Origin of the sequence: Paenibacillus sp. NPDC058898 (genome assembly GCF_049316025.1) — a bacterium.
GTDB lineage: Bacteria > Bacillota > Bacilli > Paenibacillales > Paenibacillaceae > Paenibacillus_AQ.
This window is the reverse complement of the sequence record NZ_JBMOSM010000001.1, coordinates 369,975-394,914: the sequence shown is the minus strand read 5'-3', so window position 1 is coordinate 394,914 and position 24,940 is coordinate 369,975. Positions and strand designations below refer to the sequence as shown.

At 48.9% G+C, this 24,940-nt stretch carries 14 protein-coding genes; 1 reads left to right on the top strand and 13 read right to left on the bottom strand.

What is annotated here, in order from left to right:
• Window positions 1-27: 27 nt before the first annotated feature.
• From ACOZB4_RS01610 to ACOZB4_RS01550, 13 genes are all read right to left on the bottom strand, one after another.
• Complete coding sequence (locus tag ACOZB4_RS01610) at window positions 28-978, bottom strand: carbohydrate ABC transporter permease (protein ID WP_379405368.1); 951 nt, start codon at window positions 976-978, stop codon at window positions 28-30.
• A gap of 297 nt (window positions 979-1,275) precedes the next feature.
• Entirely contained in the window at window positions 1,276-2,949 is a 1,674-nt protein-coding gene (locus ACOZB4_RS01605) for a ribonuclease J (RefSeq protein ID WP_379405366.1), read from the bottom strand.
• Between the two features lie 206 nt (window positions 2,950-3,155).
• Window positions 3,156-3,839 carry a DUF554 domain-containing protein gene (locus ACOZB4_RS01600; protein WP_379405364.1) on the bottom strand — a complete coding sequence of 228 codons (684 nt, stop codon included), beginning with the start codon at window positions 3,837-3,839 and terminating at the stop codon, window positions 3,156-3,158.
• Between the two features lie 69 nt (window positions 3,840-3,908).
• Entirely contained in the window at window positions 3,909-4,724 is an 816-nt protein-coding gene (locus ACOZB4_RS01595) for a MerR family transcriptional regulator (protein ID WP_339273290.1), read from the bottom strand.
• Between the two features lie 188 nt (window positions 4,725-4,912).
• Complete coding sequence (locus ACOZB4_RS01590; RefSeq protein WP_379405361.1) at window positions 4,913-6,514, bottom strand: S-layer protein; 1,602 nt, start codon at window positions 6,512-6,514, stop codon at window positions 4,913-4,915.
• A 265-nt stretch (window positions 6,515-6,779) separates the two neighbouring features.
• Window positions 6,780-10,004: a glycosyl hydrolase gene (locus ACOZB4_RS01585; protein WP_379405359.1), complete on the bottom strand. Its 3,225-nt coding sequence runs from the start codon at window positions 10,002-10,004 to the stop codon at window positions 6,780-6,782.
• An 18-nt stretch (window positions 10,005-10,022) separates the two neighbouring features.
• Window positions 10,023-12,035: a glutaminase family protein gene (locus ACOZB4_RS01580; protein WP_379405357.1), complete on the bottom strand. Its 2,013-nt coding sequence runs from the start codon at window positions 12,033-12,035 to the stop codon at window positions 10,023-10,025.
• Between the two features lie 171 nt (window positions 12,036-12,206).
• Window positions 12,207-13,865: an extracellular solute-binding protein gene (locus tag ACOZB4_RS01575; protein ID WP_379405355.1), complete on the bottom strand. Its 1,659-nt coding sequence runs from the start codon at window positions 13,863-13,865 to the stop codon at window positions 12,207-12,209.
• A gap of 72 nt (window positions 13,866-13,937) precedes the next feature.
• Window positions 13,938-14,834: a carbohydrate ABC transporter permease gene (locus ACOZB4_RS01570; RefSeq protein ID WP_098744571.1), complete on the bottom strand. Its 897-nt coding sequence runs from the start codon at window positions 14,832-14,834 to the stop codon at window positions 13,938-13,940.
• Between the two features lie 12 nt (window positions 14,835-14,846).
• Complete coding sequence (locus tag ACOZB4_RS01565) at window positions 14,847-15,773, bottom strand: ABC transporter permease (RefSeq protein WP_098744568.1); 927 nt, start codon at window positions 15,771-15,773, stop codon at window positions 14,847-14,849.
• Between the two features lie 47 nt (window positions 15,774-15,820).
• Window positions 15,821-18,892, bottom strand: a complete 3,072-nt coding sequence (locus ACOZB4_RS01560; RefSeq protein ID WP_379405352.1) for an alpha-mannosidase — start codon at window positions 18,890-18,892, stop codon at window positions 15,821-15,823.
• Window positions 18,893-18,916: 24 nt separating this feature from the next.
• Window positions 18,917-21,151 carry a hypothetical protein gene (locus ACOZB4_RS01555; RefSeq protein ID WP_379405350.1) on the bottom strand — a complete coding sequence of 745 codons (2,235 nt, stop codon included), beginning with the start codon at window positions 21,149-21,151 and terminating at the stop codon, window positions 18,917-18,919.
• A 161-nt stretch (window positions 21,152-21,312) separates the two neighbouring features.
• Window positions 21,313-22,461 (bottom strand): GntR family transcriptional regulator, encoded by a 1,149-nt coding sequence (locus ACOZB4_RS01550; RefSeq protein WP_379405348.1) that lies wholly within the window; start codon window positions 22,459-22,461, stop codon window positions 21,313-21,315.
• A gap of 318 nt (window positions 22,462-22,779) precedes the next feature.
• On the opposite strand from ACOZB4_RS01550, the gene ACOZB4_RS01545 reads away from it, so the two are divergent.
• Window positions 22,780-24,834, top strand: a complete 2,055-nt coding sequence (locus ACOZB4_RS01545; RefSeq protein WP_379405346.1) for a GxGYxYP domain-containing protein — start codon at window positions 22,780-22,782, stop codon at window positions 24,832-24,834.
• The last annotated feature ends 106 nt before the right edge of the window (window positions 24,835-24,940 follow it).

Sequence of the window (24,940 nt, the reverse complement as noted above, 5' to 3'; positions counted from 1 at the left end):
TACGGACCCGAAAAATGGATAATGGCATTAGTCCAAACTGTCTTTGCGGCGGTTGAGCAGCATGAGGAACACGGTTAGGATGAGTATGATGACGAATAACAGATAGGATACAGCCGTAGCCAGCCCCATCTGCGAAGAGAGAAACGCATTTCGGTAAATATACAGCACTACGGTCATCAAGCTTCCCCCAGGATTACCTGCGGTTCCGCCGATTAACCATACATCCGTAAACCGTTTCATTCCGCCGATGGTACCCATGATGAGCATGAACACAAAGATCGGACGCAAGTATGGGATTGTAATGTACCACCATTTCCGGTAGGTGCCAGCCCCATCCACCTCTGCAGCTTCATAGAGATCCCGAGGGACGCTTTGCAAACCAGCCAGAAAAATAATCGTGTTGTACCCAAGCGCACCCCACAAGCTCATGAGCACAATACTGTAACGCGCGACTTCAGGGTTCGTGAACCAGCCGACAGGATCGATACCAAACAAACCAATTACAAAGTTGATCAGCCCTTCCTTGGACGGAAAAAACAAGAAGGAGAACAACAGGCTTGTAGCAACGCCGGACACGACATTGGGCAGAAAATATACCGCTTTGAAAAAATTGCGTCCCAGATGCCATTTCAGATTATTAATCAGGCTCGCCAGAATAAACGACAGTGCAATTCCAAGCAGTACAGACCAAATCCCCATGACAAACGTATTTGTAAGCGCTTGCCAAAATAAGGAATCTTCTAATGCGTAACGGTAGTTGCTCAGGCCCACCCAAGCGCCGGATAAATTGAGCCCGGATGTCTGATGAAAACTCATAAACAGTGCGGCGAACATGGGATAGATGGCGAATACGATGACACCGATAATCAGAGGGGCGCTGAATAGATAACCCATCCAGTCATTACGCGTAAATCTGAACTTTCGTTTGGCCCATTTCCCATGCTCCGCAGTCCATTTCCCTTCTGGGGTGGATGACAAACCGATCCTCCTCCTTTCGTTAATAACCGGACCCATTCCGGTAATCGGACAAGACGTTCATGTCCATTCTGTAAATGGTTATGTGGACGAATCCGGATTATGTGTTATTCTTTTTTTCACAGACGTGAATGGAAGAACAACATCTTCTGCGATTGCTTATCGGCAGTGTATGCAGCTGCCCGCATCCGGGTGTATGCCTAGATCGAACCTTGCTTCGAAGATCCAGGACCGTTTTGAAACTGTACCGAAAAAAGCACAACCTATTTTAGGCTGTGCTTTTTTTGTATTTTGAAAGGCTTATACTTCGATAATGATGGGCAGAATCATCGGCCTTCTCTTTGTCTCGCTGTATATGAATTTGCCGACATGATCTTTCAAGGTCTGCTTGATCAGATTCCATTGGGTGGACCCGGTTTCCGTTAAATCCTTCATGGAAGACGTAACGATATCGTGGATTTGATTCATGAATTCCTCCGAATCTTTCACGAAGATGAAACCTCTGGATATGAGCTCGGGTTTGGCCACCATCTGCTTCTCCGTTTTGCTGAGCGTGGTTACGATAATGAGCATCCCGTCGGAGGACAGCTGCCTGCGGTCCCGCAAAACGATATTGCCTACGTTTCCGATCATCAATCCGTCCACCAGGCTGTTGCCTGAAGGGATTTTTGGCCCCAAGGATGCCATACCCTGCTGGATTTGTATCGTATCACCATTCTGAATAATGAATACATTTTCATTGGGGATCCCCACGGAATCCGCCAGCTGCCGATGCTGATACAGCATTCGGAATTCACCATGAACCGGAATCAAATAGTCCGGTTTCATCAAGGTGAGCATTAATTTCAATTCTTCTTGGCTGCCATGTCCGGATACGTGCATCCCTGAAGCTGAACCGGACCCATAGATAACCTGGGCACCCAACACATACAAATTATCGATCACATGAGCAAGGTTCCGTTCATTTCCCGGTATGGCTCCTGCAGCAATGATGACGGTATCGCCAGGCAAAATCTCGATATGGGAATGCTTGGAGTTAGCTAATCGTGATAATGCTGCCATAGGCTCGCCTTGACTCCCCGTGCATAACACGGCGATTTTGTCCGGTGGATACCGCTCGCTGTCGCCTGCATCAATCAGTAAGTCATCGGGGATGTTTAAATAGCCATGCTCCTTGGAAACGGTAACGACATTGACCATGCTGCGGCCGAGCAGAATCAGTTTTCGCCCTGTTTCCGCGGCGGCATCGATGATCTGCTGAACGCGGTTCACGTTGGAAGCAAACGTAGAGATGAATACCTGCTGTTTGGCCTGCGCGAATGCTTCCAGGATATGTCCGCCAACCAGACGTTCCGAAGGCGTAAATCCCGGTCTCTCGGCGTTTGTGCTTTCGGACAATAACACCTTAACCCCCTGCTTGCCGATATCAGCCATTCGATGCAGATCCGGATAAGGCCCCTTCACAGGAGACATGTCAAATTTAAAGTCCCCCGTGTGGACAACATTGCCTTCCGGGGTCTGAAAAACGATGCCCACGCAGTCCGGGATGCTGTGGCTGGTCGAAAAAAAAGAGGCGTGGATGGCACCCGCTTGAATGGTAGAATTCGCATCGATCGTGTGAAGCTCGGATTCACGCAGAATGCGATGCTCTTTCAGCTTGATTTTAATGAGCTCAATCGTGAGCTTCGTCCCATACACAGGGATCGGGAGCTGCTTCAGTAAATAAGGTATCCCTCCGATATGGTCCTCATGTCCATGGGTGACGATAAGAGCTCTGACTTTATCCGCATGGTCCAGCAAATAGGTGAAGTCAGGAACAATCAAATCGATGCCGGGCAGGTTTTCGTCAGGAAATTTGGAGCCGCAATCAATGACCACGATATCTTGATCGTACTGAATGAAGTACATGTTTTTTCCAATTTCATTAACGCCGCCTAGCGCTGCGACTAGCAGTTTATGTTCAGCTATATTCATAATGATGAAGCCTCCTTCTCTCTATCCACCTAGTCCAATTCCTTGATGCTGTCGGTCTCCTATATTATTGAAATTGTCACAAAACTTATGCACCAAGGTAAACAATGGATTATTCAACGTGCAAGGTATAGAATAACAGCAAAAAACCCGCCTTCCGTAGGCGGGTTATCCTTGAAATCGAGATAAGTATGAATCCCTGCTTCATGTTAAAAACCGAGCAGATTTTTAACCGTAATGAATACAACTGGGACCAACAGCGCTGGCGTAAGATTCATGGTTTTGAAGTTCCGAATGCCCAAAATGTTTAAGCCTGAAGCAAAAATTAAAATGGCGCCAATAATGGATATTTCAGTTAACAGCTCCGTCGTGATAAAGCTAGAGGCTGCACCGGCCATAACGTACAATAACCCTTGCCAACAAAATGTGGCCACGGCTGATAGAACGATCCCAATGCCAAAGGTTGAAGCCAGTACGATCGACGTCACGCCATCCAGGATGGCATTGGTGAACAGATAGGTATGATTATTGTTCAAAGCACTCTCGATCGGTCCGATAATAGAAAGTGTTCCAATACAGAACAACAGAATTGCCGTAGTTAGTCCTTCAGCCAAATTTCCCTTGGTAAACCTCGACACCGCCTTTTTAAATCCCTGCTCCAGATTCAGCTTCTCCCCGATCAGCCCGCCTATGGCAAGACTTACGATGAATAAGACGGGATAATGGCTCTCCGGCATATACTTCATGATCGAATGCACACCAAGTGCCATGACGGCCAAACCCATCGCCTGCATCAGGATGTCCTGATAGGTTTCGCTCATCCCCTTTTTAAATACATTTCCAATCGTGCTGCCTACAACAATGGTTGTTACGTTTACAATGGTTCCTATCACAGTCGTTCTCTCCTACTAATATGTTTTGATACAAAGAATAAACCCTCCAGCAGCTGGAGGGTCAATCGTTTATTTAGCAAGCATTTGAATTTCGGTTACGAATTGAGAAGGATCACCGGTAAGCCCATAGTCAATGTACGTAATCTCTAACGCATCTTCGATCAGGGTGTAACCTTTTTCCTCGATATAATCCAGGAGCTTTCTGTAATAAGGCGCTGCATCTTCGTGTGTCCCGGCAAACCGAATCGAAGTATAGGTACCTTTCCGCCAGATCTTCTCTTCGACTTCGGAGCTGCTATGCTCACTCTCCTGCTCCACAATAACAAAAATGGAGTCGTATTCATCAAATTTGCGTTGTATTAAACGATCGATCGAGATCGATAATCCTACTTTACCCAGAAAAATGGTGGACTTCATCTTCGTGCTATTCTCCAATAAACGGATCGGCATATCCAGATTGTCGCTTTTATGTATTTTCTGTTTCAGCAAAACCATCACTCTCTCGGGAAGCTCCACTTCCCGAATTTTATAGAGTTCTTCCTTATTTGAGGCATCTTCGATCTGATCAATTCGACTTTTGATCTTCGCCTGGATTCTTTGATATTCCTCAATTTTCTCCTCCGTTCTGCGCTGCTGCTCCTTGAGCAGGGTTAGTATATGTTCAATCTCCCGATCATCCAGAAAAAGCTTAATGTCTTTTAAAGGGATGCCAAGCGCCTTGAGGTACAGAATGGTGTTCAACTGCTCGAATTGATCGACCGAATAATAACGGTAATTTGTCAGATGATCGACGGATGCCGGTTTAAATAAATCAATATCATCGTAATACCGGAGGGTGCGGATATCGATCTGAAACAGCTTGGATATTTCACCGATCGTAAACATATCATCTCTCCTCTCCTTAACAGACTATACCCTTCGTTCAATTTGTACAATAAAATGATAGGATATGCAGCAAAATACAATCCATGTGATCAGCTATATGACATGCATGCATCATTATACTACGTGTGAAAAAAACAAAAAGACTGCCGAATAATCGGCAGTCTTTTGAATAGAGCGCGAGCCGCATCCTACTGATGCTTCCCCTGTTTGTTAGAGTCTTTAACTGGCTTGTCGTCAACGCTGACAAAGATCGGATTAGAATAAAACCACAGGTCACTATAATTCCGCTTGTTTATTTCCTCAAAACGCTTTTCGTTGTCTTCGATGTCCGTTTTTGGATCAATGAGCGGATCGCCATTACTGGTTTCTCCGGCAACATTTACGCCAAGATTAGTCCCTCTTAATCGGAAATATTGATCCTTCGTCGCTTTCGTTCGATAAGTAATGACGCTGTAACCATCCCGATCGGTTTTCCAATCCTTGCTCGTAAACCGTTTCACCACTTTGGTCGAATCGTTGGTGCTTTTGCTGTAAGCCACCGTACCTGGTTGCGCTTTATCCGTTACGTCACCTGAGATCAAATCGACATGATCTACGGTTACAGAATCACCGTTGTTGTTTTTATTTGGGCTTTTGAATCGGATCGTAATTTCGATCGGGCTCCCTTTTTTCACTTGCAAGTTACTCCCCATCTCGGCCTGCTTGTTCCCGTGACGAACGCGATAATCCAGCGCGTTAATCAAATCGCCGTAGACGGAGAACGATTTACCCGAACGCATCCCGTCCAATACGCTTTGCATATCTTTTCCATTCACCCAAGTGTAGTTTTTGGCATATTGTCCCGGCCAATACCCGCTGGAGTATAAACGGTTTTCACTAATCTCAAAATGAGAATCCGAGTTCGCAAAGTTCCAAAATTCGCGTCCTTCGCCAAGCAGCGCATCCCATACGCCGCCAACCTTGGCAATCATGAAATCAGCACCGCCGTAGGTTCTGTTCTCCGGTGTGGTTAAGTTAAGTCCACCGCGATCCGGTTCCATCTGATTCCCGGGCATGCCTTCCATTCCAAATACAACATTCGGCGCAATATTATTGAAATCCCGTATATCCGCTATTGTGTACACCGTTTTTCTAGAAGGATGATTAAGCAATGCATAACTGCTGTTTCCGTACTTATCCTGGAGCCAAGCCAGCGCTGTTCTGGCATCTTCGGGTGTAGTATAGGCCCGGCTGTCTTGTTTGTTCCAATCCGCGACATCTTTGGGATCGAACATCGCTTCATCGCGATCGGTGAACAGATACTCGAACTGACGAGCTGCCTTCAGGCTCGATTCTGAACCGAATTTGCCTGCTATAATGCCAATTCCCACATGTTCATATGTAGGCATGTCCCACTCAAAACCTGAGAAGATAATGTTGTTCTTGTATTTCCCTGCTTTCTGAAGCTGCTGGATTTTGGGAATCTGATACTGAGCCATTCCTTTGGAGAACGGAATAGATCCGCCGGTAAGGGGATTTCCCTCATCGTCCCGTTTAGAAACTCTAAGATGGTCGGAGACCGCGATCCAATCCAGACCATACTTTTGGAAACCGTTATCCAGCAATTCCTGTAAGGATTGACTGGCATCATCGGATTGATACGTATGCGCGTGATACTCTCCTGTCATCCATTTGCCGTTTCCTTCCGGCTTAAACCTAGCGCCATCTTCCTTGGCATGAACGATCATGCCTTGCGAAAGAATGGACAAGCTGAGCGCCAAAACCATGATGGTTTTCTTCTTTAGCTGCATTTCATGGCACCTCCGAGTTGTTATCGTTCGTAAAACTTCTTAAGTGTAAGTCTTCAGGATTAAGAGAATGTTATCGTAAATCGATGAGTTTGTAAGAATGGAGCTTCTGATCCTGTATGTCCCTATGAAAAAATTCCACCTTTGAAACTCGGAATACACAAATTCCGCAAATATAGATTACATATTATATATTATGTAAACTATATTAAAAGAATGACTACGACCTGAACTCGGCTGTAGTCATTTTCGTAGGTATCGTATAATATTACATTCTTTTTGATAAAGTTCGATGAACCAACTTTACCCTTCCATTCACCCCTGAAGGTAAAGCAGACTTACCATATAAATTCTCCAGCGTATTGGCGGCACGGATGGTAATGTGATTATTCCCCTGCTCAACATATGGCGTGATGTTCCAGTGATAAGGCGGCCACAATCGGATTCCTGCCTGCATATCATTCATGAATAAACAAGCCGTCTCCCTGATATCTTCTGCTTCCAGCCATAATTCCTCATCTGGAGCCAAGGTAACTTGGGTCAGATCCACTTGCTGCGAGTATTCTCCCGCTCCCGCATAATAAGGATAGCCGGCAGAAGACCAATAACCAAACATATGTTCCGAACTCACGTTTAGCTTCATCCGATCTTCTCGATCTTCTATAACAAAGGGTCCAATCAAAAATGCAGGGAATGAAATCGCCGGCATCGGCTCCAGCAATGAAACCGTCAAAATCTCAAGTTCGTTCTCGCCTGCTAACAAATGAGGTGTGATATCCACGCTACTATAGTGTTGATCCTGCCAGTTAGAGGGCTGCAGCGCATTCAGCCTTACGCCATTCACGAAGATTTCAAGATTGCGCCTGCGCTGCAGGAAGCCGATATGGGATGGAATTTTCTGCTCCACATCGTCCAGAATTAACAACATCTTACGGGATTCGTCGTCATGCGATGGATCTGAATGAACTCGATAACTCGGAGATTGCAATCGTTCCATCAATTCCTGGGTCAAGGTAAACGTTGTACGATACGTATTCACTTGCCCAGGCATCGTTGCATTCATCCTAGACTTTCGGTCATTCAGCGTGACCTGCCATTGGTCCAGTAAACAAACGTTGGGTTCAAGTGTCCGGAAACGCCACAGCTCTTCAAGAACGATGACATCCGTGGAATCCCGTGTCATATCGAACACTTGTTCCGTTGTGCCGATTGGGCACTCCTCGGGTACAACCGAGAGAACTCGCAGCTCTCCTGGTGCATAGATAAGAACGGAATTGCTGGCTAACCGGCGTATGTTCCCGCATTCCAAGTCCCATTCTTCGATTCGGTACTTCGCCCCACTTGCATCAAGCTTCATGGAAACGGGCTTCTCTGACCAGTTCATCAGCCACACATATACCCGATCTCCGGACACACGTTCTACACTGATCAAATCCTCATGTTGTCCTTCGATCAACTTCCATCGTAAAACAGGGGGGTTCCTTAATAACCCGCTTATACGTTCACACAACGAGTCCAATGGATCATCAAGAGGCGTATTCTCTAGGGAATAAAACAGACTATACCCTTTGCCAACGGGGCGTAATGCCCCGTGCTGCGGAGTCGAACCAAACAGCGCATGCACATGCTTCGCCAATTCCGGATCATGATGCAAGCACTCGCTATGTCGCGGTATCGCTCCTACAGCAACGAGAGTACCCCCTTGCTTAACATAGGCAACAAGAAGTGCGGCAATGTCCTTCGACATGACCTCAATCTCAGGCATAACCAAAACCGAATATATGTTCCCGCCCTGGTTAAATCGCACCCCTTCCCCATCAATAAGGGTGGCTTCGCGAAGCTGACATTCGTCTACATAGTCGTAATCAATGGATCTCCGAAGCATATGATCCGACAGGAGCGAGAACAGAACATCGGAAGCCGGATGTTTATTCGATTGACCGGATACGAACATATTTTCGTATACCGTATGGATGGGCGACAGCAGAAGAACCTCCGGTGTACGTTTACCGCTCGCGCCGAGCAGACTCAGTCGTCCGAGATAATCAGCAAAAGCACGATAATGCGGCCAATGAGGCGCGTGTTTGAATTCCGTCGGCGGGAAATCGGTCTTCCGATACCCGGTAAACGAGTAATAAAACGCATGCGGGATGAACAGATTAACGCCCAGAAATGCCATGAAATTCGCATCGAGTCGCCGTTGACGCATGGAGTAGCCGTGACCGCTTGCGCCAAACGATTCGCAGATCACCCGTGCCTTGCTGTTCAACTGCGCGACAGAAGCTGCCGTCTTCACGGACACAATCCGATGCGGATTCTCCTTCGTACCGATGCCAGGCGTTAAATAATCCACGCCTGCGTAGTGAAACTGCTGCAGTACCCGGGTCTGATTGCCTTGCGATCTCGCCTGTCCCCAGACCGGCTCTTCGAGCGTATGACCGATGTACAGCAGTCCATGCCGCTCACACCATGTACGAATCGCATGATGATAGCCCTCAACATACCAGCGCGTAATCGTATCATAATATTGCTGTTTCGTTGACCGGCTGCCATCAACCATGTTATATAACAAGGCGCCTAACCGCGGGATGAGATCATACCCATTCTCTTGCTGATATCGCTCCGCCATCCCTTCTGTCCAAGCGAAGACCATGCCCGGCAGGGTAGCGTCCACATCGTGAACGGTCGTGCGGATCGCTTCCACCCCGAAGAAACCATCGTGGATCATTAGCCCGGGTTCGTCGGTGAAAACACCTTGAATCGTTGCGCCAAAGTATTTCTGCAAGGACTGAAACGGATCATAGGACATTCGGATGAAAGCCTCAACGGCTTCCGGATTCAACGTATCCAAGTAGTACCCTTGGGCAAACGTGATGCCTTCCGCGATCTCACAGGACCAGCAGGCCAGCACGATATAAGAATCCTCCGTTGTCGGCGTCCAATCTCCTCCCCATGCATGCGTCAGATCCTCGGGATCATCACAGAGCAGCCATTCCCCGTCCTGCTCCACAGCGCGATAAGCCAGAATGGCTATAAGCTCATTATGATCATAGCGTGCAAAGTCCAGCTTCAAGCCTTCCTGCTGTCCGTCGTGCGTATATCTTTTCTCTTCGACCCTTAAGTATCGCATGCGATATTCCGGATGCTGACGGGTCAGCTTGCCGCCCAACGTTCCGCTTGGCCAATTGTCCTCATCGTACAGCCAGACGACCATGTTGCGCTTCTCGCACTCCAGGGTACAGAACTCCAACGCTTCCATAAATGCCGGCGACAGATAAGTGGTCTGCATCCCATGACGCGCATGCAAAACAACACCGCCGACACCCGCTTCATACATCGATTGTATCTGGCTTTCCAGCTCCGGCTTCGTGAGCTCATGATTCAGGAACCAGAACGGCTGCGGGCGATACGTGGCATCTGGATTCTCGAATTGTTGCTTCAGCTGTGTTAATTCTTTATGGACGACTTCTTCCTGAACATTAATATTATTCACAAGGCATCACCTGTCTTATCACGAATTTAATCCAGACCGGGACATCAGCAATTGGATGAAAAACCCACCGACAACGGAGCGATTCTGGAAATTCATCTGCTTGCCGCTCATCGTGTCATACCAATCGGTCACCGGAACGCGAGCAGCGGTTTCATTCATGAAATCCCATAAGGGCGCAATCATGGCTTCAAACTGGGATTGGGTAGCACTCATGGAGGCACACCATACGAGCCAATCCGCTTTTGTATACGTATCACGGCTATCCAGCGGAAGACCGTAACGATTTTGTTTCCGCTTATAATATTCCAGCTCTTGAGCTGCAACTTCTTTTGGAAACAGGTTTAATTCCAGCAGACGATCCCATACCAGATTGTATTTCATGCTCCAGGAATTGTTGGCACTGTCAAACGTAAGTTTATAATGGTCTCCTGCATCGGCCATGGACATCCACTCATTCGCCATATTTCGTGCGGCTGCAAGATAAGAGGCTCCTTCCTGCAAGCCCAGCTGGTCACACATGTACGAATACGCGGCAATGCCCAGGATCGCTTTAATAGACAAATTCGCATTATGCGCCAAATGTCCGGCGAAATCATCCGTGCACAACTGATTTTCCGGATCGAGTCCATGCTGCAGTAAATACCCCGCCCATGCGGTAAGAGGCTCCCAGTGTTCCCGGGCAAAATCCGTATTCCCTTCATACTTGCACACCGCGGCAGCCATCAAGAGCATATTCCCGCATTCCTCAATCGGCATCTGGTATTCCAGCTTATTCTCGCCATACACCTGACCGTTAGCTTTAGGGTACGTTCCCACGTCATGAGGCGCAAAATCGAACGGCCAATCAGGACTCTTGGCATACTTATAAATCGGGCGCATCATACCCTTGACCAGTTCAGGATTGTATCTTAAGAACAGCGGAATCGACGGGTAACTGACATCGACCGTAGCGATGCATCCGTTACTGAAATTCTCCTTGGAAAAAAACAACACATGCCCCGCTTCATCTGCAACTAATTTATGCGCGGCTATCGCCTGTCGATACGTCAATGCCAAGATATCCCGGTATTGTTCGCCGCCTGCGGCAAGGCTCTCCGCCATCAGCTCGCGATTGAAGCTCTCGCATAACTGCATGATGTCTTCATATTGGGCGGCGGACTGTAACAGCATGTCGTGGAACGTCAATCCGTTTCGCTTCCAGTAAGCATCCAGCGGCTGGTTAAAATATTCGATGGCATGAATATCGTCATACGAAAGCATCAGATACTCGGATACCCATTCTTCTCGTACCTGGCCTAGATCGATTTCGACTGCCATAACAGGAGTATGATCGGATACGGCCCTCGGCTTCTGCGGATCGTCTTCGGACGGTAACAGACCGGATCCGACATACGACTCCCGGCTCGTTACAGAATGAATCACCGTCTGAATCCGTTCCGTACGGGGAACCGCCAGAACCATATACCCCCAATCGATTCGAGTATCATCTCCGGCACGCTGCAGGATGGGCTGTTCGACAGTACCCATCGACATCATATTCAATTGTCCATCGATTACGCGATGCTCCCAGGTCACTTGCTGATCCGGTGTATGCACGCACCACTCGCCTGTGACATCGAAGTAGATCTTTACATCATGTTCACGTCCATCCATCGAACGAACCTGAACAGTCACATAGGTTACAGGCCGGGATAACAGATCAAGATCATCCAGTAATAAAGGCGTGGTGAACTTAACCTGAAGCTCAATGCCTTCCCCTTGAAACGTATAACGGGTGGTTACCGGTTCAACTGTCAGATCGGTTTGTTGAAGAATTTCGAGCTCGGGACGGTCTGTTGAATCCGCTGTTGCTGCCTTCCCCATAAATCGTCTAGGCATGCCATCGATGATCGCAAGGCCGACCATGCCTTGGATCTTGTTCGTCCAATGACGGGTATGATCATCGTAGAGATGATCCGCAGCCGACCATACGCTGAAATAAGGATCTACGGTCACCAGCGGAACGGATGGAGGTCTGAATTTTGTTGTCATTTAACTTCAACTCCTTCATGTTTTGTTAATTCTTGATAATCCCTTCCATCTCCTTGCGGTTTGGAAACTTTAGAAACTAAGGCAAGGAGAGCACAAAAGGCTCCGCCCCCTTGGTTGCCAAGGGGCTGCGAAACCTTTCGTATTACAGGGCTCCCTTGATGATGGAAGTCATCAGTTCGGCATCTGAACGGTTACCACGTCTTTCCCCTTCAGATTTTCGTTCGTGAACTGCATCGCTTTCTCATATCCGGTCTTGCGGAGCTGTTCTCGTAGTTCGTTAATGATGCTCATCGCCGCTTCATCCGATTTGGCGAATACCGCTTCCTTCCAGGCATCCCCCATTCGATCCATCGATGGCTTCAGCATTTCCCATTCCGGCGCCTTCGTGATAACATCGCCCGGGTTATAGGCGGTAATCACGTGAATGCCGTTCGGTCGGAGGATTTTGCGGGCATTCTCCATGGCGTCAAGCCGTTCCTGTTCGGCCCAAATGTCTCCCCCAGCTACCGAATTGATGCGATCAAGACCCGTTAGTGATTCCAGACCGATGCTGATGCCTTCGTTCTTGCGCAGCTTCATGTTGGTGTCTGTGCTGAATTTGTCAAACCATTCCTGGTTGGCAACCGGCTTGCCATCTTTCATGTCCCAGTGAACGCCCTGAACTCCATATCTAGCCAGCATGAAGCCTTCGTCCGAGGCCATGAAATCAAGAAACTTCAGCGCTGCGTCAACGCAAGCGCCTTTACAGTTCTTCGTGATCGCCGTCACGTTGTTGCCTTGGATTCCGAGATCAACCGGCCTGTCCGGCTCGACGTCAGCGCGCTCCAATGGGCCTAGAGGAATGTACTCGCTTCCAGGATGCGAAGTGGCATACTCCTTGGAGGCATCCAGAATGGCCGGATAGTGTGCGGCGAGGATGGCGATGCGGCCTTGGTTGATTTTTTCCTTGGCGATCGGGTCTGTCTGGGTAAAGGCTTCCGGGTCCAGCAGCCCTTCTTCAACCAGCTTCCGATAGAACAGGGTGTATTCTTCATAGCCTTTAGTAAAAAAGTCACGCTCAACCGTGCCATCGCCCTTGTCTACATAGCTTGCTCCCGAGTAGAACATGGTGTTGCCGATGCCAACGGCCCAGCCGTTACTGAAACCGCCTAGCGGAAAGACCGGCTGGCCGTTCTCCTGTAGGTTGGCATCCTTGATTTTTTTGAGGAAGTTGTAGAAATCGTCCTTCGTCACAACGGATTGCGGATCAACGCCAACTTTCTCGGCGATGTCTTTGCGCACGTAGAAGCCATAAAGCCAATCCATGCCGTCTTCGTTTGTGGCCGGCTGATTTTGCAGCAGCAAATATTTATTGCCGTCGTAAGCATCAATCGCTTTCTCATATAATGCTGGCGGCACATTTTCTTCCGCGATGGATTTGGACAAGTTCGGGTAATCCTTCAGCTTGTCCGATATATCCACCAATTGTCCCTCTTTGGCAGCCTTAATGATGCCATCCAATTCTCCGCCCCAGGCTGGCCCTGTATAAATATCCGGCAAATCCTGCGTGGCGAAGATCTGGTTTACCTTCTCCGTCTCACTGCCTTTCGTATATTCCCATTCGAGAGTAACGCCGGTTTTCTCCTTGATGACTTCCTCTACGGGCGTTATGGCATCGGAACCGTTTGAACCATTCCAATTGTGTAGTATTTTGAGTTTGTATGAATTCTCTCCTTCTGCCCCTTCTCCGTTATCTCCGTTCCCTGATGAATTCGTGCAGCTGATCAGCAAACCTCCAACCATGATGGACACGAGCAATGCGGATACGCCTTTCGACCAAATCCTCTTCAAACCTATCGCCTCCTGGAATATGGATATCAATGATCTTGGTAAAGCTTTAGACAAATTCCGGGTCAGGATGACCTAACCTTTAACCGAACCGATCATAACCCCCTTTACGAAATATCGTTGTAAGAACGGATAAATGCACAAGATCGGAAAGACCGTAATGACAAGCAAGGCCATCCGGAGTGATTCCGGAGTTGCGCCGGCGCCGCTGGTTCCGCCAATCGTCTGCCCGCCCTGCTGCGCGGCTCGCTGCATCGAATTGGACAGTGCCTCAGCTTCCGTCAGCATTTCTTGCAAGAGGGTCTGCACCGGGATCAAGTCTTTGTTGGATACGTAGTAAGCACCTGAGAACCAATCATTCCAATGGGCCACCCCGATGAACAGGGAGATGGTGGCAAGCACCGGTCCCGAAAGCGGCAGTATAATCCGCACGAAGATTTGAAAATCGCCATACCCGTCAATGCGAGCAGACTCTTCCAGTTCTTCGGGTATGCCTTGCAGAAAGGTTCGGATAATGACGATGTGCATGAAATTGAAAAGCATCGGCAGAACATACACCCAAAAGCTGTTGATCAGATGCAGTTTTTGCAGCGTGATGAAGAACGGAATGAACCCGGCACTGAAAATCGTCGGCAAAAAGATGTAAAAGGTGAAAAAAGAGCGGCCCGGCAATGTCTTTTTGGAAAGTGCATAGGCCATGAGCGTACTCAGCACAACATGAAGGAATGTCCCCAGCACGGTGCGCATGAGCGTAATTTGGTACGCCTTCCAGATGCGGGCATTATCGAATACCTGCGCGTAGTTCTCCAGCGTGAATTTACGGGGCAAAAAATAAATCGCCCCCATCATCGAATCCTTTCCGTCGTTAAGGGAATACGCCAAAATGTAAATAAACGGATAGATCATGGAAAATCCGATGATAGCGAGAACGGTATAATTGAACACCGAGAATAAAGACCATTTACGTTTCATAACGTCACCTCCTTAGAACAGGGATACATCACTGACTTTGCGGGCGATGCGATTAACGGTCAGAACCAGGATGAGCCCGATGATGCTTTGGAATAGCCCGACCGCAGCGGCGTAACTGAGACGACCTTCCCGGATACCTGAATTGATGGCATGCACGTCCAGTACGCTGCCCATGCTGGCAGTTGCAGGTCCATTCAGGAGAAGCAGCTGTTCATACCCGGCGCTCATCAGATTCCCTACGGCGAGAATAAATAAGATGATGGCGACATTGCGGATACCTGGAAGTGTCACATGCCACATCTGCTTGAAACGTCCTGCGCCATCTATCTTGGCAGCTTCGTAAAGCTGCTGATCGATACCCGCAATGGCGGCCATGAAGATAATCGAATTCCAGCCGATATTCTTCCAGATGTCAGACCCGACAATCATCTGATAGAACCAGGTAGGATTGTTCAGGAACTGAATCGATTCAGCCCCAAATGACCCCAGCAAGTCATTGACCGGACCGCCATATGGAGTCAGTAAACGCTGCATGAGCGTGACAACCACAATCCAGGATACGAAATAGGGTAAATAAGAAAGAGTCTGAATCGTCTTCTTGAATTTCATCTTCCGCACTTCATTTAACAGGAGCGCAAGAACGATCGGCATCGGAAATCCGATCAGCAGCTTCATGAGACTGATGATGACTGTGTTGCGAATGATGTCACCAGACTGATAGTAATTGAAGAATTGTTCAAAATACTTAAATCCTGCCCACGGACTCCCGGTAAATCCGCCAACGAAGGTATAGTCCCTGAAAGCAACTTGAATTCCGTATAAGGGCACGTAAGAGAACAGAAAAAACCAGACGATGCCTGGCAGCATGAACAAGTAAAAGAGCTTGTGCTGCCAGATTCGTTTCATGAATCGGTTGTTTGTTAATCGTGACTTGCTCACATTCCCACCTCTCCTTTCAGTGGGGCGGATTGACCGCCCCGGTTACATTAACGGAATCTCAAACGCAGTGTGATGATTTCAAACGGCGTGAAGGAAAGCGCAATTGTGTTGGATGTTATGTCAATCGGCAGTGCGGTAAGGATGTTTTCCATCAGATCCGTAGTCCAGGCTTCGACCACCTCAAATCCGAAATGGAGTGTCGTGCCCGCATGTGTTCCCGAAGTTTCGTACAGACGAACCATGATGTCGTCGCCATCCTCGGCTTTCTTGACGGATTCCACCATAATGTTCGCATGATCCGGTCTCAGAAATGCTTGAGATGACGGTAGCTCTCCTGTCTCTTGATTAGGCATGGAAGGAAAGGACACCGTACGAAGCGGGATATTCAGCTCATTGCCTCGTCGATAGATTTCGGCTTGCACATGGTTCCCTTGATGCGGATATAACGAATATGTGAATCGGTGCGCCGCTCGGTCCGCATCCGGATCCGGATAAGAGCTGCTGCGGAGCAAATGCAGATCCAGCACGTTATGGATCGCCCGATGGCCATATTTGCAATCATTGAGCAGCGCGACACCATAATCCGGCTCCGATAAGTCAACCCATTGATGAGCACAAATCTCGTCCTTCGCAAAATCCCACATCGTATTGCGGTGAGTCGGCCTGCTCAAGCTGCCGAACTGAATCTCGCATTGAACCTGATCCGTGCGTATATTGACCGGGAACGAGGTTCTTAGCATCTTGCCATTCTCTCTCCAATCGACGGCCGTCTCGAAATCGATGCGCCGGCTTCCCTCCGTCAGTACAACGGTCTGCGTCAGCGTAGATTCACCGTAAGCGTATTCGAAAACCAGCCCGTTTCGCGGTCCGTCCCGCAGCTCCTGAATATGAAGGAGATTTAACGGCTTGCCCGGATTCGCTGAATAGTCATGACGGAAATCCCATGCATCTCCTTCGTCATGATACACACGAAGATCGTTACCCGATTGGCCTTGCTGAATGACTTCACGAGCTACCGCCTTATCCAAGATCGATAGAATGCCTCCGTTTTGATCAAATTTCACGATCAATTTATCGTTCTCCAGGGTTCGTTCCGAAACTGTAATGTCTAATTCCGCTTCCGGTTTTTCTAGAAGCATTTCAATGCCAGATGCCACTTCATCTTTGGTTCCAGGATCGGCGACATCTGATATGATGACGTAGCCCATCGATGGAACCAACACGTTATGCCATTGTCCATTCGCGTGCAGCCACTCCCGGCGTTCCCAAGGCAGCGAATTGAAAACGACCGTCCCGGGAGAAGCTTCGGCATCGTGTGAAATGTGTCCTGCCAAATAGCGATAGGTATCGGCAATCATCGCTTCCGTTTGTGATAGCAGCTCTTCATACCGCACTAACGACTCATCGTATACCCGCTTTATTGAAGATCCCGGAAGAATGTCGTGGAACTGATACAGCAGGACTTCTTTCCAGATCGTCTCCAGCGTCTCGGACGGGTATGTCCTGCCTAACTGGGCAGCCAGCACGGAAGCAAACTCCAACTCACGCAACGCTTTCTCCATCTTCCGGTTGTACCGCTTGCTTCGCGCCTGGCTGGTCAAGGTGCCTTGATGCTTTTCCAGATAAAGCTCACCGCGCCATGTCTGGAATGACTCGCGTTCCTCATTCAATCGCTCAAAGAACTTCCACGAGGGCTCCTGTATGACAGGGGACAGACCGAGCAGGTTCTTCGCGCGTGCAAGCCGCTCCAAATGCTCTTCACCAGGACCCCCACCGCCGTCTCCAATGCCGAAGAGCATCAGGGCATGGCTGGATACATTTTTATCTAAATATTCCCGCTCCGCTTTGGCGATGGAACGAGGGGCTGCCGGGCTGTTGTATGTATCTTCAGGCGGCATATGCGTTAATACAGCGGAGCCATCAATCCCTTCCCACAGAAAGGAATGGTGAGGGTGCCGGTTATACTCGCTCCAGGAAAGCTTCTGGGTCATCATATAATCCACGCCCGACTTCTTGAGCAGCTGTGGCAGGCTTGCGGAGTAACCGAATACGTCCGGCATCCAGAGCGATTTCATCTCCAAGCCGAATTCCTGCTGAAAATATCGCTTACCGTACAGGATCTGGCGTACCAGGGATTCACCGCCCGGCACATTGGTATCCGACTCCACCCACATGGCACCTTGCGGTTCCCATCTGCCCTCACGTACCCGCTCCTTGATCTGTTCATATAACGCGGGATAATGCAACTTCATCCAGTCGTATAGCTGGGGCTGGCTTGCGCCGAATACATACTCCGGATAGCGTTCCATCATGCGAAGCGCGGTAGAGAACGTTCTGGCGCCTTTCCGGATCGTTTCGCGGATCGGCCACAACCAAGCCAAATCGATATGCGCATGACCCACCGCGCTGATCGTTAAGACCGGATCGCCCCCCTGCAAGCTTAATTGTTTATCCAATTGCTTCTTCACTTGATTCACCAGTTCCGGCGAGAAATCCGTAAGCTGCAATGAAACGTCATAGAGCGCCTGATAGATTCTTTCTTTGCGCGCGGTTCCAGCATGGAGCTGCTCGGCAGCTTCCAAGAGCACTTCGACATCGTAATAAAGGCCTCGAATATCTTCCCGGCAGTTCGCGATGACAGCCTCTTTCAAGGTTCCGCCCCGATATTTGCCGAAGAGATCGTTATTGCCTGCATCTGCCCATACTTCAATATCAGATCCGCTCAGGTACATGTCATGAAGCCGGACAACACGTTTGCCAGGGAGTCCTAATGAGAAATCGAATTCCGAGTTCACGGTAGTCAATCCCTGGACCGGAGACCCTTCCGGATCTACCAGACACAACTCGCCGTTGATGTCGAGTAAGAGAACGAGGTCTTCCTTACGTCTATTTTCCGGAAGGCTGCCGGTAAATCGAAACCAGGCACAGTCCCACAGGCTCCCCCATCGCTTGCCATGGACAAGCGTCATTTGCGTGCCCTTCATTCGATCCATGAACGATACGGGCTCGGGCGTAACCCATGCCGTCACTTCCAACTCGGCAACCGGCTCATATATCGCTCCCCGAAGATGGTTTAACATTTGTTTTAATCGTTCCGGCCTTATCGGTTCGTATGGCATGATGATTTGCTCCTCTCAATTGCATCAATCGGCTGCAGGTTCAGGTATGAATTTCGCTGGCTTCCAATCCACCTGGATCTCTGCATGGTTCGCGCCCCCATGTTCATACTGCAGCAGCACGGTTAGCGACTGCGGATCCCATACCCACCCAGCAGTTACGACTTGATCCTGAATAACGTACTGGACAGATATCGGTTCTATTGGGCAATACAATCTCGCGCTTGCCTGCAGATTGGACGGCCCTCTAGCAATGAATCGGAAGCCTGATTCCGTCTGGGCAAGCTCCTCGATTCGGGAGGAAGCAGCAATGACAGATACCTTGCCGTCCGAAGGACGTCCAGCCTCAACATCATAGAGCAGCGCTTGTTGCCCTGGACTTAACGTAACCTGATCCAGAACGGATAGCTTCGAATCGAACAAGTTCACGATCGGGCCTGAGATGTTCAACGGCTCATCGGTAATCGATTCCTCCAGAACCGAAGCGATCAGATAAGGGCCCCGCTTGAGCTTGAAATAATGTTTGGAATTCAACAGTCGTTCTGCGCCGTGAAGTGCTTCCAGCGTGGCTTGAACGGCGTGCCGCAGCTGGTCTGCCCCTGCTTTGGATAGAGTGAGGTCAGTTGGATGTTGATCTAACCAGCACACGACGCCTTTTCCTGCCTGATGGATACCGTCCGCTTTCTCCATCAGACCAAGCTGCTCAAACAGATGCTCCCGCGGCGAGTTATACTTCGGGCCAAACAGGTTATCCTTGTGGTCATTGTTCCACCATGAACGAATGCCATGATACGGGTCGCTATCATCGCCAACATAAATCAACGCCCCGCCATCCTGCACCCACTGGGCAAGAGCATTATGAATGTCCGGATACTCCGGTTTGATGAATTCATAGCTTAGAACCAGCACGCGGTAAGGATCCAAATAACCCGGATACCGCCTTACATTATCCAGCTGAAGCGGACGAACCGGTAATCCATGCTTCAGCAGCGGGAGCGACAGACCGTAAAAAGGGGAGAAATCAAGAAGCTCTGTATCCCCTTCCGCCTGAAATCCTTCAGGGTCCGTACCGTCGTATTTACCGGCATCGGGCGCTTGTGGTTCCGGCTTCATCCGCTGAAACATCGCGGAGTCGGCAATCAGAACGCCAACTTGCAAGTCATCTTCTGCCGATTCGATCACTTCCTGGTCCATGTTTCCCAGCGTGTGCATGACCTGGAGCAGCGTCGTTGCATAGTCAGACGGGATGGACTCCTTACCGGAGCCATCTTCGGATGGATAAGTTCCTTGAAAGACTCTTCGCGGCCAGGGTGAAACTTCGTAATGGGCAACTCCGGGATGCAGCAGTGAGGCGACAACGGTCTTTAAGTAGTTCTGTTTGTAATCCGCCCAAGTGTGGTTCGGGTTATCCTCGATCGGATCATGCAAAAACCACATGCGTCTGTCGGTTCCGCGAACCAGCTCCTGCATCACGCCATATTCGAGGTAAGCGGTTTCAAACGTCCGTTCCTTGCGTTGCCCTTCATACACGTTCGGCGTCCTTGATGTCCCCGTCCAGATCTGTGCAATGTACCCGTCAATGGATGGAAGCTCAACGAGGCCGGATTGCGGGCTGACAATTCGCCACTGCGTATAATTGATCAAACTATGGGTCGGAACGTAAAAGCGAAGGACTCGGCCGTAACGAGTTAGCGCGTATTCCTTCATCTCTGCACATAACCGGTCCAGCACGCGTGTGTATAAATGCGCTTTCAATTTAGAAGCTCGGTATTGTGCGTCAGGTGAAGCGTGTGGCGGAGTCCATGGCTCTTTGTAATATAGAAGCCATTCCCGCTTAAACGCTTCCGAATATCCGCCATTCACCCAGAATTCGGGCTCCTCCAGATGGATGGCCTCTACACCCGCATCAACCGCAATGCGTATTCGATCCGCTAGATATCGGCCAAAGGAAATCGTTGGCACCATGTATGGAATAACCGGTCGTTTCCCATGCAGGATCATCTCACCATGACGATCGGTCTGCGCTTCATCCCAATGTGATAAGCCGTCAACCTCTCCGTCCAGGTAGTTGTTGTATGTCCCCCATGCGACTCCTGTCATCAAATGGACGATATATCCTTTTTCCTTCCATTTCTGAATGCGCTCCGGCATCGTTTCATCAATTCCGTAGACCATCACAAAGTCAGTCTGAAGATCATAGTCGGGATGATATGGAGCCGATTCCTGAAACCCGGTTCGCTCTTCTCTGCGGTCTTTTGGCACGTTCTAAACCTCCCTGCTCAGGTTAGATGTACTTTTGCTTCTTGGTTAGCCATCATTTTCTAGAATATAATATATAATATCAATATATTCAATATGTTTTTTAGAGAGAATTAAAAAAAGCCTTCTCCGTTAGTTAACGGAAAAGGCTTTTAGCGTAAATATTACGTTTGTGGAACACGACTCGACGTTTGGCGGATCACAAGCTCAGGCTCAATCAGCAATTTGCTATAGCTCTTCACTTCTCCATGACCGCGCAATACTTCGAGCAATTTTCCGGCTGCCTGATACCCCATATCCGATTCAAACTGCTTCACATGGGTAAATATGCTGAATTCCTCCACGATGGAAGTCGGATCGTCGAAGCTGACGATCGAAACGTCTTCCGGCACGTTAAGCCCCGCTTGCTTGGCCATTTGATAGATTTGCACACCCAATCTCCCGTTCAGCGAAATATAGGCGGTAACCATGCGATTTCGGATATACCGGTACAGTGGATGAGCTTCGGCATCCTTGAGCACGCTGAGCGGTTTGAAATCCGTAATCATATGCGCCGGATTGATTAACGCGCCCTTGTCTTTTAAAGCATCAATGTAACCTTCGATCCGCTCCTGAACCGTGACGGTTTGAAGGGGAGAATCCGAGCATATGGCGATGTCCCGGTGTCCAAGCTCCCAAAGATGTTCAACGGCAAGTCTCGTGCCCCGCCTTCCATCGGCGGCAATATAGTGGGTCTCGACCCCAGGTAAATACCGATCGATCAGCACAAAAGGAAAACCGGATAGCTTCATACCCAGTATTTCCTCGTTGTAGTTCTCCTCGTCGACCGGGAAAATCAATAAACCTTCGGCTCCAAGAGCCTTCAGCTCTTTGATGGCGTCCTTTTCTTTTTCCAGCTTGCCATCGGTCAACATGATCATGCTGCGATAACCTTCATGATTCAGTGCCTCTTGGATTCCCTCAATGAGTCTGATGGCGAAATAATCATGGATGGTGGGCATAATCACGCCAATCATGCCCGTGGCCAGCATCCCGTCTCTTCTCTTAAGCGGCATTGTCGATGACTGGCCCGCAGATGAGAAGTCGGCCTCCTCTGCTACAAAACTGCCTTTACCCGGCACACGGGCAATCAATTTCTCATTCGCTAATCCGGTTAGGGCATTGGCAACCGTTATTTTACTGACATGAAACTGATCCATCAGCTCCTTCTCTGTCGGAATGCGGTCACCTGGCTTCATATTTTCTGCTGCTATGACGTGTCGGATATAGTCCTGGATTTGCTGATACAACGGAATTCGATCGTTTGTACTCATTCTAATCACATCACCAATTCATTCATGATATTTGAAATATATAATATATCCTTACACATACAAGCGCAATAAACAAGCATGAGTCGATCAACAGCCCATTACGACAAACCCTTGATATATCTGCGTTTAAATTGCCTGATTTTCAAGAATTATAGGAAGTTTTGTCGAACTACTTGTAAAACCATACTTGAATATATTAAATATGTGTTGATAAGCGTAGTGTTGACGGCTATTGGGCCGCAAAAGGAGGAACGATGTTTACGGATGAACACACGCTTCCATTTCTGACCATAGACCATAACAAGGAGTGAATTCGCCATGGCTCGTAGATTCACGATTCTCTGTTTAGCTATCCTATGTGCTTTTTCATTAACGACCGGTGCAGCTTACGCTTCGGGAACGGATGCACAGTCAGCGCAACCTAACGGCTCCAAGAACCGCGAACTGCCAAGCTTCAAGAAGCCTAAGCATCTGGATGTCGCAGATATTTATGATGAACCAGGTGACATTAAATTGTTTTTAGGGACCTTGCAGGGAATCGTTAACAGGGAAGAGCCCCGAATCTATTTGATTGAATCCCAGGAAGAAGGGAAATTAACCTGGCTTACGGATATAAAGGTGCCTTACACGCTTCATGAAGATTATTGGGACGTGTTCTCCGCTTATCGCAGCGAGGTTAAAGGCATGATTGTATATGATCCAGAAGTTCCTGATACGATTAATGTCGCCACCACGCTCGCAGGTTTGAAGAATGCGGTCGTTGCCAGTCCGGAACTGGCCGCCCAATTGTCCAAAGCCCCGCATAATTTGAAAATCCTAGACGATCTTCGCGGCAAATTCAATAACCGGCTTGATGCTTACACCTGGCAATATGAGCATCTGTGGAAACAGACGACTCATCAGATGCTGATCGGGCTGGATCCGGATACAGCGATTCGTATTCCTTCCGGAATGCCTGAATCGTTCGTCACGATTGCCGAAGAGAAGCAGCAGGTCCGGGATGCAAGCAACCGTGATACTTATAACCTCGACCTCTCCTCGCTCTTGGGAGAATCAGCGGTTTATCTGCGCTTTGATGATGCTTTCACCCAGGATGGTTGGGGACCCGCAGTACATGAAGTTACGGTCAAGGCTGACGACAAAGAGATAGCGAGATTCATTGCAGGAACCCCTGAAGAAGAGTCTTATCTCTATGATCGGCAAAACTCGAAGTTCAGTGAAGGCCAAGGCGGTCACCGCTTTGCCGATAACGGCAGTTATTTTGTGTATGAATTCACTCCGCCCTCGGGAACTCAGGAACTGACCGCTGAAGTCGACATGTGGAACCAGTACAAGGTTTCGGCAGGGAATATCCGTCCTCCCTCTGCCGAGCAGCAGGAACCCTATGGCTATTTAAGAGATTACGCCGTCGCCAATAAAGCGATGGTATTCTGGCTCGATTCCAATGTACCTGAGCAAAAGGCGCTCTTCGAGAAAATTATGTCCGATGTGAAGCCGGGCACCCCTTACCTCGGCTGGTTCAGCAATGATGTGGAAGGCGAGTTCAGCTCGGTCGAGATTGCCTCCCGTTACGGCGTCTATGTGCTGGCAGCCGATTGGTTCAGCAATCTGACGGTCTTCTCGGGAACCAAGCCGGATTTCAAGCTGGCGAAAACGCCTCCTCGGCCGGCGCTTGAGAACAAAATTTACGTAACATACACCTTTACGGAAGGCGACAACTTTCAATATAACCAGCATCGCATGCGCGTCATGTGGGATGACCCGGCAAGAGGCAAGGTTCCGATAAACTGGACTTCAAGCCCACTGCTCTATGAAGGTGCCCCTGCCATATTGAATTACTATCAAAACACGGCAACGGAGAATGATTTGCTTATTGCCGGGCCTTCCGGTGCCGGTTACTTCTATCCGAGTCCATGGCCTGATGCAAGCTTCCGGGCGTTTTTGCAGCAAACCGAAAAGTATATGAGAAAGACAGGAATGACAATCCCTTATGTACTGAACCGAGTTGATAGCGAGAATGTGCCGTTGTCACCGGATAAAGCAGAAGCTTATGAGGAGGAATATAACGTACCTGGGTTATTTATTAGTTATGAAGACAAATATGGAGTTGAAATTATCGGCGACAGCCTGCCCGTGTCTACGATCCGCGGGATCAGCACCGTTCAAGACGGATTGCAGGTGCTCAATGAAGCCAAAGCGAATTGGGATGGTAAGTCACCGTTGTTCGTCTCGCTCGGTATGTTAGCATGGAGTATGACTCCATCCGATGCGCTGGCGCTGACCGAACAGCTTGGGGCAGATTTCAAAGTCGTTCGCGCCGATCATTATTTCTCTTTTATTCGGGAAAGCTACAACTTGCCAATCAAGAAATGATCATTCCCGTTAAACAAGTGACAGATATTTAAGGGCATCGCAGGTCCGATTATAATTGGATCTGCGATGCTTTTGTTATGCAATAGAAAACCTGCCCCGCCCCTTG